This is a genomic window from Mesorhizobium sp. WSM4983, from assembly GCF_029625765.1.
GTDB lineage: Bacteria > Pseudomonadota > Alphaproteobacteria > Rhizobiales > Rhizobiaceae > Mesorhizobium.
Genome location: NZ_JARTVM010000004.1, coordinates 71767 through 84585 on the forward strand (window position 1 = coordinate 71767; position 12819 = coordinate 84585).

Sequence of the window (12819 nt, forward strand, 5' to 3'; positions counted from 1 at the left end):
CCCGTCGGAACATCGAGTGGCGTGGGGACTGCTCGTTCCATCGTCGTCCTCCCATAAAATATTAGCGAATGCTGATTATTGAAGGTCGCGTGGCCGCTGATGTAAATTCACTAGCGAGTATACTTACGGCAACGGCAGCGCGCCCCATGCCCAGAGCGTCCGACGAGACCAGGCCCGAGATCCTCCAGGCGGCTTACAAGCTGTTTCGCCGCCGGGGCTTTTTCCGCGTTGGCATGGACGAGATCGCCGATGCCGCCGGCGTCACCAAGCGCACGCTCTACTATCATTTCGACAGCAAGGACGCGCTCTTGACCGCCGTGCTCGCTTCGCAGCATGAGCGTACATTCGCCGACTTCCAGAATTACGGCATCGAGTTTTCGGGCGGCGCGGACGTGCTGATCGACAAGCTTTTCGAGGGGCTGGTCAAGTGGTCGTCCAAGCCGCGCTGGGCGGGCTCCGGCTTCACCCGGCTGGCGATCGAGCTTGCCGACCTGTCCGGCCACCCCGCGCGCGTGATCGCGCGCCAGCACAAGGCGCTGATGGAGCGTCATCTGGAAATGCTGCTCGCCGAAGCGAAGGTGCCGTCGCCGAAGGAGCGGGCCCGCGAGCTATTCCTGCTGATCGAGGGCGCCATGGTGATGATCCTGATCCACGGCGACCAGAGCTATTGCAGCGCCGCGGCGGATGCGGCGAAGCGGCTGATGGCAGCCGAGGTGGAGTTTCCGCAACACGATACCCGCCCAACACACGCCTGAAACACACCCGCTCCACAACCGGCATGCCAGCGAAACGCTCGCGCCGGATGTTTGCAGCCTAGCAAATGCGGAGGAGCACGCCGATGACACCCGACCAGATCAGGCTTGTGCAGGACAGTTTTCGCGAGGTCGTGCCGATCAAGGAGGCGGCCGCGGCCTTGTTCTACGAGAAGCTGTTTGCCATTGACGCCAGCCTCAAGGGGCTGTTTCGCGCAACGGACATGAGCAGGCAGGGCGCCAAGCTGATGGCGGCGCTGGGCTTCGTCGTGCATGGCCTTTCCCGCGCCGAGACCATCCTGCCCGCCGTGCAGGATCTCGCCAGGCGCCATGTCGGCTATGGCGTCGAGGAGCATCATTATCCGATCGTCGGCCAGGCGCTGATCGAGACGCTGGAGGCGGGCCTGGGCGAGGCCTTCACGCCTCAGGTCCGCGAGGCCTGGCAAGCCGCCTACGGCCTGCTCGCCGGCGTCATGATCGTCGCAGCCCGTGAGGTGGAGCTGGCGGCTTGAGCTCTCGTCAGGCTGGAGCGCGAAGCTGAGCGCGGCAGGCGATCTCCTGGGCCTTGTTCATGGCCCGGAGGTCGCGGCGAGGCGCCCGTCGCCGCCCTGCCTGCAAGCCCGGCGCCGACCTGGGCGACAGGGCTCGAGCCATTGGCTGCGCAAAACCGCACCGGCGCCACGCGAGCCGTATCGCGGCCGCATCAGGCTCCCCCAGGCAAAGCCATATCGGCTTCTTTTCAGGAACATTCTGCCTTCTGCGAAGTTTGGCGGCTGGCCCGCTCATTGAGGCCAAACCGGTTGACAGGCGGGCTTCGGGAGGAAGCTATGACCGCTGTCACGCCTTCACTTCATGTTTGTCGCCGCCGGGCACTGCAAATCGGTCTTGGAGCGACCATTGCTTCAGCGGCCGGCGTTGCTTCGACTTCGTCTGCTGCCGCGCAGGACGACATAAAAGACGAAGACATTTTCCGCTTCGCGCTCAACCTGGAATATATGGAGGCCGAATATTACCTCCGCGGCACCACGGGAAAAGGCATCGAGGACTCAGACATCGGTTCCAAACCCGGCGATGTCGTCGGCGGCAAAAAGGTTGCCTTCGATACGCCCGCGGTCGGTGAATTCATGCGCGAGGTCGCGGAAAACGAACTTGCCCATGTCAGGTTCTATCGCAAGACGCTTGCGTCGAATGCGGTGGACCGGCCGGCGATCGATTTCGATGCCGGCTTTGCCGCGGTCGCCAAGGCGGCCGGCCTCGGCGACGATTTCGATGCGTTTGGCAACCAGATGAATTTCGTGCTCGGCGGCATGCTGTTCGAGGACGTCGGTGTGACGGCCTACGCCGGTGCGGCAACTGTCCTGAAGAACAAGGAATTCCTCGCTGCTGCGGCTGGAATTCTCGCGGTCGAGGCCTATCACCTGGGAATGGCGCGGTCGTCGCTCTATCGCATGGGCGAGAAGGCCTGGAAGGCGGCGAATGCGGTTTCCGACGCACGCGACAAGATCGATGGGAACGAGGACAAAGACCAGGGCATTCAGGTTGACGGCAAGGCCAACGTCGTTCCTTCGACGCCGGATGCGATTGCCTTCACAAGGACGCCGCAGGAGGTGCTGCGCATCGTCTATCTGACCGATCAGTCGGGTGTGAGCAAGGGCGGCTTTTACCCGAACGGGATGAACGGAACGCTCAAGAGCACCTAGCCGTTGAAGTGGAGCCGGTCACGATGATCTGCAACCCGGGCCGAGCAGCATTCGGCGCGGGCATCCTATTTCGTTTCGACGAGGCAGGCAATGAACGTCAGCAGCGAAGCGACCAGATCTTTTTGGACACTCGACACCAGCTTGCCCAACTCGCCTCGCCTCGAGCGGGATGAGCATTGTGACGTAGCCGTCATCGGCGCCGGCATCGCCGGCGTTTCCATCGCCTACGAACTGGCCTTGGCGGGACGCAGGGTGGTGCTCGTGGATCGCGGCCCCTTGCTCGGCGGCATGACATCGCGCACGACCGCCCATCTGGCACCCATCTGCGACGATGGCTTGAGCGCGCTGATCGACATGCGCGGCGAGGCTCTGGCGCGCGGATTCCAGGAAAGCCAGCAGGCCGCCGTCGACCGCATCGAACGCCATGTCGCCACGCTGGAGATCGACTGCGATTTCCGCCGGCTGGACGGCTTCCTGTTCCCGGCCGCATGGATGGACGAGAAAGAGGCCGCCAGAGAATGCAACAAGGAGTATGCGGCTGCGGCAAAGATCGGCGCCGAAGCTGAGCATGGCAAGGGTGTGCCGCTCAAGGGCCATGAATCGGCGCCCATCCTGCGCTATCCAGACCAGGCGACCTTCCATCCGCTGAAATATTTGCGCGCGCTGCTGGCCGATTTCGAGAAACGAGGCGGCAAGGCATTCGCCGACAGCGCCGTCACCGAAATCGAGGAGGGGGACAAGGTTCGCCTGAAATGCGACGGCGGCTCCACCGTAACGGCTTCGAACGCAGTGTTTGCCACCAATTCCCCGATCAACACCTGGGTCAAGATCCACAGCAAGATGGCGCCTTACCGCACCTATGCAATGGCTTTCGACATTGCCAGGGGAACCCTCCCGGATGCGCTCTACTGGGATATGGACGATCCCTATTATTATGTCCGCCTCAATCCCGGCCCCGGCAAGACGGACTGTCTCATAGCCGGCGGCCGCGATCACAAATCGGGCGAAGCGGATGACGGCGCGGCGCGCTTTGTCGCGCTCGAGGCCTGGATCAGGGCATTGGTGCCCGATCTTGGCGGAGAACGAGCGCGATGGTCCGGCCAGGTCCTCGAAACGATCGACTTTTGCGGCTTCATTGGCCGAAGCCCCGGCAACGGCAACGTCTTCATCGCCACCGGCGACTCCGGCCAGGGCATGACGCATGGCGCCTTGGCCGGACTGCTCATCCGCGATCTGATCGTGGCCGGATCGAACTCCTGGGAAGCCGTCTACGCCCCCGACCGGACGCCGCCCGCCGCGCTCGCGCACTACGTCAATGAGAACCTTACGACGGTGAAGAACCTTGCCGGCTATTTGCTGCCCGGTGAGGTCAAGTCGGCCGACGCCCTCGAGCCCGGCGAAGGCGGCATACTTCAGGACGGCTTGAGCAAGTTCGCCGTGTGCCGCGATCGCGACGGCAAGCTGCACCGGCATTCGGCCAGTTGCACGCATCTCGGCTGCATCGTGCACTGGAATTCGACCGAGCAATGCTGGGATTGCCCCTGCCACGGCTCGCAGTTCGCGCCGGACGGAGCTGTCCTCAACGGCCCGGCCATCCGGCCTTTGGGATAGTTCAGCTGGAGGGCATTGGATCGGCGATCCCCAGCCGCGGGAACTCGAGCCGAATCGCGTCGGGAGAAGTGGAGACCTCTGTCGCTATTTTCGCCTTGCCGGCTTCTTCTTTGGCTCCGCTTCAACCGGCCCGCGGGCGAGTCTGGCCGCGCGGAGCCGTTCCGTCTTTGCCTGCCGCGCTACCGCTTCGCCCTCGATTATCGTGCGCGCCGTCTTCGTGGTGGCTTCGCTCTTGGCGTCGCCCTTCGGCTTAAACACACTGGTTTCGGCCATGGTCTACCTCGCAATTTGAAATGAAGAAGGCCGGGCAAGCCCGACCTTCCAAAGCATATCTCCCGAAATCGGAAACCGGTTAGGGGAAGACATGCGTAAAACCCCAAAACATGTTGCCCGAAATCGGGAGCCGGTTTCGGGACGGAGACATCCGCAAGATCAAAGTGCTCCAAGGCCAATGCCGGTACATCCGCGGTCAAAGGCCATGGATGCACGGCATCAGCCCGCCTGGATATTCTCCGCCGAGCTTTTGCCGTTCCGCTGGTTCTTCACGATGTCGAAGCTCACCTTCTGGCCTTCCGCTAGCGAGCGCATTCCGGCGCGCTCGACGGCGGAGATATGGACGAACACGTCCGGCTGCCCATTGCCCTGCTCGATGAAGCCGAAGCCTTTCGTGGCGTTGAAAAACTTCACGGTTCCAGTAGTCATACGATTTTCCTTTCAAATCGACGCAAATCATCGCCGCCTGGCTGCGTGCCAAACGTCGCAGTCTTCGAAATTGAGAGGGAAGATCGTCAGGGCGCCAAGGCGCAGAAACAACATTCGTTCAACAAGTTCGATTTGAAAAACATAGCGCTTAACCGAAGCGGCGACAAGGCGAGGCGAAATAATATTGTCGGCGCCGTTGTCCTGAAAAGCTTGCCGGCGACTAAATTTCGCTTGACGCGCGACGCCGTCCGACTCCTATGAAGGGCTTCCGCGTGGCGCCGAAGAAAGAGCCGAGATACAGATCTTGGTGCCTCCGCCGACAAGAACCGAAATGCCGAGCATATTGTTGGCCGCTAGGCCCCTTGCCGGCTCACGCCATGTGTCGAATTGTGTGCTGGATAGACGCTGCGGCAGGCACTGTGACCACCCCGCCACAAAACTTAGCTGCGCCAGTTCCTCAGCGGCCGCCACCCGCAAAATTAACCTTTTGTTAACCATTCGCCCGGCACCCTTTAACCATTGAGTAAGGATTCGTCTGGCCGTGACCTTCGCCGCCCCTTTGCACAACAAATCCATCCGCTTCCGCGCCCGCTCCTTCGTCGCTTTCACGCTGACGCCGGAGGCGCCGATCGACGAGTGGCTGGAGGGGCTCGATCACTGGATCGGCAACTCGCCGGGCTATTTCAACGGCCGCCCGGTAGTGTTGGATCTCAATACTTTGAAGCCAGGCCCGGAGGAGATCGCTGCACTTGTCGGCACGCTCGCCCGGCGCGGCATCCGCGTCTATGCGATCGAGCTCGAGGGCGCCGAGCTCGGCCCCGATTTGCCGCCGCTGCTCGCCGGCGCCAAGGAGGCGACCGCCGAGGGCCTGCTGGGCAGGGCCGCGCGCAAGGCGAAGGCGGAAGAGATCACGGTCGAGACGGCTACGGTCGAGGACGTGCAGCCGGGGCAAATGAGGGCGCCGCAGGATGAACTGGCGAAGCTCGATGCGCAGAACGCGCGAGCCGCCGAAGCAGCCAAGTCGGAACCGGCCGGGTCGGGGCAGGGTGCTGTACCGGCACGGCACGAGCCTTCCGCCGGCACGCTGATGATCAAGGCGCCGATCCGCTCGGGGCAGTCGGTCTTTCATCCGCATGGCGACGTCATCGTGCTGGGCTCGGTCGCGTCCGGCTCGGAAATCGTCGCCGGCGGCTCGATCCATGTCTACGGCACGCTGCGCGGCCGGGCGATCGCCGGCTCGGAAGGCAACACATCGGCGCGCATCTTCTGCCGCAAGAATGAGGCCGAGCTGCTCGCCGTCGACGGCTGGTACACCACGGCCGAGGAGATGGAAGGCGTTTCGCGCGGCAAGGCGGTGCAGGCCTTCCTCGAAAACGATGCGCTGTGCGTGGTGCCGCTCGGCTGAGTCTTTGGCCGCGCAAGCTTCGGACCGGTTTCGCGTGCCATTGTCCTTCATGAGTCCGCCGTGCCCGGCACGGCCAGAGAATAAAAATCGCCAACGGAGGCTGGATATATGGGCAAGGTAGTCGTGGTCACCTCGGGCAAGGGGGGCGTCGGCAAGACAACCTCGACGGCCGCGCTCGGCGCTGCCGTGGCCAAGACCGGCAAGAAGGTTGCGCTGGTCGATTTCGACGTCGGCCTGCGCAATCTCGACCTCATCATGGGCGCCGAGCGCCGCGTGGTGTTCGACCTCGTCAACGTTATCCAGGGCACCGCAAAACTGTCGCAGGCGCTGATCCGCGACAAGCGGCTGGAGACGCTCTATCTGCTGCCGGCCTCGCAGACGCGCGACAAGGACGCGCTGACCGAGGAGGGCGTTGCCGAAGTCATCGCCCGGCTGCGCTCGGTGTTCGACTATGTCTTCTGCGACAGCCCGGCCGGCATCGAGCGCGGCGCCCAGCTTGCCATGCGCTTCGCCGACGAGGCGGTCATCGTCACCAACCCGGAAGTGTCGTCGGTGCGAGATTCCGACCGCATCATCGGCCTGCTCGACGCCCGCACCATGAAGGCCGAGCAGGGCGAGCTGATCCAGAAGCACGTGCTGGTCACGCGCTATGACGCGACGCGCGCCTCGCGCGGCGAGATGCTGTCGATCGACGACGTGCTGGAGATCCTTTCGACGCCGCTGCTCGGCATCATCCCGGAAAGCCAGGATGTGCTCAGGGCCTCCAACCTCGGCGCGCCGGTGACGCTCAGCGAGCCGATCAACACCGCCGCCAAGGCCTACCTCGAAGCGGCACGGCGCCTGGAAGGCGAGGACCTGCCGGTGGTCGTCCCCTTCGAGCGCAAGGGTTTCCTCGAACGGCTTCTCGGAAGGAGGGCGGCATGAGCATTCTCGACCTCTTCAAGCGGCGCACCAGTGCGCCTGTGGCGCGCGAGCGGCTGCAGCTGCTGCTCGCCTATGAACGCCAGAGCCGTGGCCAGCCAGACCTCGTCTCCATCCTGCGCGAGGAGATCATGGCCGTCATTGCCAAGCATGTGCAGATCGACCAGGACTATCTCCAGGTCTCGATGGATCGCGGCGCCACCATGTCGACGCTGGAGATCGACATTCAGATCCCCAACAAGAGCGCCGCGCCACTGGCGATGGCGGGGTGAAGCTGGTTTAGAGCCGGCGGGACAGCACCCCCTCTGTCCTGCCGGACATCTCCCCCGCAAGGGCCCGCAAGGGGGAGATCAGATGTCGTCGCCGCTTTCGCCAACTTCCGACGGAGCAGGAAGAGCGCGGCAGCCGGAGCTGCCAATCTCCCCCCTTGCGGGGGAGATGCCCGGCAGGGCAGAGGGGGGTGTCTCGCGCCAACCGTCGCCACTTCCCTCGCAAAGAAAGCCCTCACTCCGGCTGGTACAGCTCATCCATGCTGCGCGCCGCCAGTTCCGCGAACGGCGCCTGCTTCTTCACCCGCCCATGCTCCAGGATCACCAGGTCGTCGCAGAACGCGATGGTCGAGTGGTGATGGCTGATGACGATCGTGGTGCGGCGGCCGGCGCGCGATTTCAGCGTTTCCACGATTGCCGCTTCCGAGAGCCCGTCCACCGCATTTGTGGCTTCGTCGAGGATCAAAATGTCGGGGTCGCGCAGCAGCGCTCGCGCCAGCGCGATGCGCTGCCTTTGCCCGGCCGACAGGTTGACGCCGCGATAGCCGACCACCGTCTGGTAGGCCTGCGGCAGCGTCTCGATGAAGCCATGCGCCTCGGCGAGCTTGGCCGCGCGGCGCGCCTCTTCCGCGCTGGCCGTGTCCTTGCCGTAGGTGATGTTGTCGAGGATGGTGCCGTCGACCAGCTCCAGCTCCTGGCTGGCCAGAGCGATATGCGCCCGCCATTGGGCCGGGTCGATCTCGCCGAGCGGCGCGCCGTCGACGACGATGCGGCCGCCATCGGGCTCGACGAAGCGGCAGAGCAGGTTGACGATGGTCGTCTTGCCGGCGCCTGAGCGGCCGATCAGCGCCGTCGAGCGGCCGCTCACGATGTCGAAGCTCGCCGCATGCAGCACCGCCGCGCGCTGCTCCGCATTGGCATAGCTGAAGCTGACGCCCTCGAAGGCGATCTTCTCGCCGAGTCCCGCGAACGGGCGGCTGCCCGTGGGCGGCGCGGGCTTGCCCTCGGGGTCGAGCAGCCAGCTCACCTCCTCCAGCGAACCGGAAAGCCCCTGCAGCTGGCTCCAGGTCATCTGCAGCGCGCGCACATGCGGCTGCAGGCGGTAAAGCAGGATGAGGAAGGCGGCAACCAGCGGGAAGCTCAAGCCGGCAAGCCAGGCGCCGATCACCACCGCCAGGAACAGCACCGCGTGCAGCACTTCCGTGAGCGGCGCCAGCGCGCCCTGGCGGCTGGAAAGCGTGAAGGCCGCCCGCCGCACGCTGTCCGATGCCTTCTCGAAGGCGGCCTTCTCGCGCGCCTCCTGGCCGAAGATGCGGATGAGACGGCCGGCATGCACCAGGTGCAGCATCTGCGAGGCTAAAGCGCTGTTGCGGGCCGCGACGCTGCGGCTCGGGCCCTTGAGATGGGCCGACAGCACCATATGTGCCGCTTGCACCAGCGCCAGGCCGAGCATCACCAGCAGCGTCATCTGCCAGGATAAGAGCAGCAGGAAGGCAAGCAGGATAACCGCCGCCGAGGCGCTGACGATCGCGCCCAGCACCCCCTGCATGGCGTCCGACGCCCGCCAGGATTCGTTGGAGATGATGTTGAGCAGCCGCCCTGGGCTCTCCTTCAGGAAGAACGGATAGCCGACGCTGAGCAGGCGTTCGGCGAGCGCGCCGCGGATCGATTGACCGGCCTTGCCGTAGATATGCGCGGTCAGCACCGCATTGGCGAAGGCAAGCAGGTTCTTGAGCAGGATCGAGCCGAGGATCGCGGCCGAAATCGCGATCAGCCGCTCGCGCTCGCCGAGCCCGGCGCCGACCTTCTGCAGCAGGGCGGAGAGTCCGGCCATGCCGGTCGCCTCGCCATGTCCCATGATGATGCCGAGCAGCGGAATGATCAGCCCGATGCCGAAGCCTTCGAGCGCAGCACTGGCAAGCCCGAGCGCGACCACGACGGGCAGCAGGCCGAGCTGACGGCGGCCGAGCGCCCGCCGCAGCATCGCCAGAGTCGGGTGCCCGCTCATGGCGCGCCGGCCTCCGTCCTGGCCTCGGCGGCTTCCTGAGCGTGCCGCGGCTGCCAATCGGGCCGCCCCGCCAGCACGAGCGTCATGAATTTCGCCGCGCCCGCGAGGTTCATCAAAACGATCGGCCAGTGCGAGAGCCTGAGATCCTGGTCGAAGCGCGGGCCGCCGATCAGCTCGCGCGTGGCGGCACGTGCCGCCCAATAGAAATGGCGAAGCAGCCATGGCGCGCGGCGGAAATGCTTGAGACACAGCGCGCCATTGCCGAAATGATAGTCGCGGTGCAGCCGATCGATCGCCTTGCGGCCACGCCGGCCGTGGTGATGGAAGATCGTCATGTCGGGCACATATTCCACCGCCATGCCGGCGAGCATGGCGCGCACCAGGTAGTCGGTGTCTTCCGCCGAGCGCAGCGGCCCGCCGGCGCCGAAGCGTTCGTCGAAGGGGCCGATGCGAGCGGCGACGTCGCGATGCATGGTCATGTTGCAGCCGAGCACGAAGCCGCCCGGATGCACGGCGGGCGTCAGCCGCTGGCGCTCGTCGCAGCGCTTGATGGTGAAGGGCAGGTCGCGCGCATCGCCGAGTTCGACGCGGCCGCCGCGGATCAGCCATTTCTCACCGCTTGCATAATGCCGTTGGAGGTCGGCGAGGTAGTTGCGGTCGAGCCTGCAGTCGTCGTCGTTGAAGACCAGCACGTGCCCGCGCGCCCGCGCCAGCCCCGCATTGCGCGCCGCCGCCAGCCCGGGCCGCGGCTCTGAGATCGCCGTAAGTGGAATGTCGGAGCTCGCGGCGATCCGGGAAAGATATTCCGCCGTGCCGTCGCGCGAGCCGTTGTCGACCACCACCAGTTCGGCGGCGAAGGCGGGATGCGCAAGACAGGCGGCACGGATCGAATCGATGCAGGCTTCAAGCACCGCCGCGCGGTCACGCGTGCAGACGATGAAGGAGACCTGCGGCCGCTGCCTGGGCCAGGGAGGCGCGGGCAGGGCCGGGTGCCGCGGCAGGGGATGGCGCGCGTCGTTCATGGAGAGGGCTCAGCGCTGAGGCTGCTGACCTCCCTGCTTGTGAGGGGAGATTGGCTGTCGCGGCGGCTTTCGCCGATTTCCACCGCCGGCGAGTGGACGCGGCCAAAGCTGCTCATGCCGCCTCCATCCTGTAAGGCGCCAGCACCGATGCCGCCGGCGTGGATTTGAAGCGGTAGGCGAGCCTGTCGGCCTGCTTGCCGGCCCACATCGAAGCCTGGCTGAGCCACGGTGCCCAGGCCCCGGGGCGCAACGCATATTGCTCGCGGCGGCGGATCGCGTTCCATTTCGCGGAAAGCGTCAAAAGCTCATGCGTGAGCGCGGGTTGCTCCTCGTCGTTGACGAGCTGGTAGAGGAAATAGAAGAGGTTGAGCGCACCGGCCTCGAAGCTTGGGCGCACCGCCGCGGGCAGCGCGGCAATCCGCTCTTCCAGCGCGCGAATGAAGGCCGCCGCCCCGGCCACCGTCGCGACGGAAACTTGATCGCCGATGGCGCGCAGGTCCTTGGTATCGTCTGTCAGACCCTCGCGCTCGAGGTTTTCGCCGACGATCCGGAGATGCGTGCGCCGCATCTCCTTCACATGCCGGCTGGTCACGCTGCCGGAATGCACGCGGTAGACCAGCAGGCTCTCCTCCATCAGGGCCGCCGGATAACGGTCGGCGAGCCGGCGGAAGAGGTCGAAATCCTCGGCATGCCGGTAGGCGGCGTCGTAACGAAGGTCGGCCTCGCCGATCACCCGGCGGTTGTAGACCACGGTCGGGTGCATGAAGATCGTGAAGAATTTCGCGAGCGCGGCAAGGTCGAGGCGGAACACCGGGTCGAACCTGCCGGACGCGATACGGCCACGCACCAACATGTCGACGATCGAGCCGCAGAAGCCGATCTCGGGACGCGTTGCAAACAGCGCCGCCTGGCGCGACAGCCGCCAGGGATAGGCGAAGTCGTCGGCGTCCATGCGCGCGACGAGCTCGCCTTGCGCGCTCGCCAACCCCTCATTGAGGGTGGCTACGAGACCGCGGTTCTCGCGCGAAATAATGGATACGCGGCTGTCCGCCTTGCGGCAGCGGTCGAGGATCTCCAGCGACCGGTCGGTCGAACCGTCGTCGATGGCGATGATCTCGAGCCGGCTGTAATCCTGCCGCAGGATCGATTGGATTGCAGCGCCGACATAGGGCTCGGCATTGTAGACCGGCAGCAGCACGGAGATGAGAGGAGTGGCGCTCGCCATCATCGCCTCGCCTCGGTTCGCTGCAGGTCGAGCGCGGACACGCTGGCCGGCGGGCCTATCCAGCTTGTCTCGCCCGCCATGCCCGCGCGCGACCGCGCGACATAGGGGAAATAGCGCTTGAGACTGTTGAGCGGCTTTTCGAACAGCGCCCAGGAGAGCGAGGCGACAAGCAGCGTGGCGGCACCTGCGACAAGGAAGCGGCCAGGCCCTTGCTCCGAGACGTTGAGCGGGATCCAGGGCTGCGCCTTGACGGCGTAGGCGAGAAGGATCGGGTGGTAGAGATAGACGCCGTAGCTGATGCGGCCGAGGAAAAGCAGCGGTGGCAGTTCGGCCAGCTTGCCGAGCCTGCCGCCGAGGCCGTTGGAGCAGGCGGCGACGATCGCCACCAGCGGCACCAGCGGCAGCACCTGCACCAGCGCCCAGTGCCCCCACTCCCATGCCGAGTTCGCCGGTCCCGGATCGGAGCAGACGACGAGCAGGAAAACGACCGCGAAAGCCGGCCAGCCGAGCCGCATCCAGCGCGGCACATCGGCGCTCCTGGCGCGGCGAACGGCAAGCAGGGCGCCGCAGCCGAGCGCGTCCATAGAGGCCGGCGGCAACAGGTCCCGGGCGAGCGCCGGGTTGGCGGTGAGCGGCCAGTAGAAGCGGTACGCGAACGAGAAGAGGATGACGCCGATCGTGATCGCCTCGATACGCCGGCGCGGCGCCAGCAGCACGATCAGCGGCCAAGCGAGATAGAACTGCTCCTCGATGCTGAGGCTCCAGAAATGGCAGAGCAGCCAGGGGTTCCAGTCGTTGCGCAGCGCATACCAGAAGTTCGAGAGATAAAGCGCATGCCAGGCAAGCGACGAGCTGGACTGTTCCAGATTGGTGAGCCAGACCAGGGCCAGCACCGCGAAATAAGGCGGAAAAATTCGGATCACGCGCCTGGCATAGAAGGCGCGCAGGGCCGGCCCGGAAGCGAATGCGTTGCTGTCACGCGCGTCAAGCAAAAGCCGGGTGATCAGGAAGCCGGAGAGCACAAAGAACAGCCGCACGCCGAGATGGCCGAGGAAGGAGGTGCCGTTCGGCGCAAGGAAATGCGCGTAAAGCACCAGCGTGACGGCCACGGCTCGCACTGCGTCAAGCTGGATGTCGCGCTGAACTGTCATTGGCGGGGTCCCCAGGTTCCGCCGTAAGATCCTGCGCTGGACCTGCAAAGCAC

The 12819-nt window shown here is 65.2% G+C and carries 13 protein-coding genes; 7 read left to right on the forward strand and 6 right to left on the reverse strand.

The window, feature by feature from the left end:
• The first annotated feature begins 146 nt into the window (after positions 1-146).
• The 4 genes from P9254_RS14250 to P9254_RS14265 all read left to right on the forward strand — a co-directional run bounded on the left by P9254_RS14250 (position 147) and on the right by P9254_RS14265 (position 4063).
• Positions 147-755: a TetR/AcrR family transcriptional regulator gene (locus tag P9254_RS14250; protein ID WP_164746757.1), complete on the forward strand. Its 609-nt coding sequence runs from the start codon at positions 147-149 to the stop codon at positions 753-755.
• Between the two features lie 83 nt (positions 756-838).
• Entirely contained in the window at positions 839-1264 is a 426-nt protein-coding gene (locus P9254_RS14255) for a globin family protein (RefSeq protein WP_127246681.1), read from the forward strand.
• A gap of 315 nt (positions 1265-1579) precedes the next feature.
• Positions 1580-2452 carry a ferritin-like domain-containing protein gene (locus P9254_RS14260; protein WP_278056635.1) on the forward strand — a complete coding sequence of 291 codons (873 nt, stop codon included), beginning with the start codon at positions 1580-1582 and terminating at the stop codon, positions 2450-2452.
• A 90-nt stretch (positions 2453-2542) separates the two neighbouring features.
• On the forward strand, positions 2543-4063 hold the full coding sequence (locus tag P9254_RS14265; RefSeq protein WP_278056636.1) for an FAD-dependent oxidoreductase: 1521 nt from the start codon (positions 2543-2545) through the stop codon (positions 4061-4063).
• A gap of 84 nt (positions 4064-4147) precedes the next feature.
• Here P9254_RS14265 and P9254_RS14270 read toward each other — a convergent pair whose 3' ends face one another.
• Positions 4148-4336, reverse strand: a complete 189-nt coding sequence (locus tag P9254_RS14270) for a hypothetical protein (protein ID WP_278056638.1) — start codon at positions 4334-4336, stop codon at positions 4148-4150.
• A 219-nt stretch (positions 4337-4555) separates the two neighbouring features.
• Positions 4556-4765: a cold-shock protein gene (locus P9254_RS14275; protein WP_066992896.1), complete on the reverse strand. Its 210-nt coding sequence runs from the start codon at positions 4763-4765 to the stop codon at positions 4556-4558.
• Between the two features lie 541 nt (positions 4766-5306).
• Here P9254_RS14275 and minC point away from each other — a divergent pair.
• The 3 genes from minC (at position 5307) to minE (ending at position 7363) form a co-directional block, all read left to right on the forward strand.
• Positions 5307-6170, forward strand: coding sequence for a septum site-determining protein MinC (minC, locus tag P9254_RS14280; RefSeq protein WP_066992899.1), 864 nt, complete (start codon positions 5307-5309; stop codon positions 6168-6170).
• 108 nt (positions 6171-6278) lie between these two features.
• Positions 6279-7094 carry a septum site-determining protein MinD gene (gene minD, locus P9254_RS14285; RefSeq protein WP_067321964.1) on the forward strand — a complete coding sequence of 272 codons (816 nt, stop codon included), beginning with the start codon at positions 6279-6281 and terminating at the stop codon, positions 7092-7094.
• Complete coding sequence (gene minE, locus P9254_RS14290) at positions 7091-7363, forward strand: cell division topological specificity factor MinE (RefSeq protein WP_042638296.1); 273 nt, start codon at positions 7091-7093, stop codon at positions 7361-7363. The genes minD and minE overlap by 4 nt, the downstream gene beginning before the upstream one ends.
• 232 nt (positions 7364-7595) lie before the next feature.
• On the opposite strand, the gene P9254_RS14295 is transcribed toward minE, so the two are convergent.
• The 4 genes from P9254_RS14295 to P9254_RS14310 form a co-directional block, all read right to left on the reverse strand.
• On the reverse strand, positions 7596-9368 hold the full coding sequence (locus P9254_RS14295) for an ABC transporter ATP-binding protein (RefSeq protein ID WP_278056644.1): 1773 nt from the start codon (positions 9366-9368) through the stop codon (positions 7596-7598).
• A complete protein-coding gene (locus tag P9254_RS14300; RefSeq protein ID WP_095801510.1) occupies positions 9365-10390 on the reverse strand; it encodes a glycosyltransferase family 2 protein in 1026 nt (341 codons plus the stop codon). Before P9254_RS14300 ends, P9254_RS14295 begins: the two co-directional genes overlap by 4 nt.
• Before the next feature lie 112 nt (positions 10391-10502).
• Positions 10503-11618 (reverse strand): glycosyltransferase family 2 protein, encoded by a 1116-nt coding sequence (locus P9254_RS14305; RefSeq protein WP_278103885.1) that lies wholly within the window; start codon positions 11616-11618, stop codon positions 10503-10505.
• The gene (locus P9254_RS14310; RefSeq protein WP_278056648.1) at positions 11615-12766 is read right to left on the reverse strand and encodes an acyltransferase family protein; all 1152 of its coding nucleotides are present in this window, start codon (positions 12764-12766) and stop codon (positions 11615-11617) included. Before P9254_RS14310 ends, P9254_RS14305 begins: the two co-directional genes overlap by 4 nt.
• Positions 12767-12819: the final 53 nt, after the last annotated feature.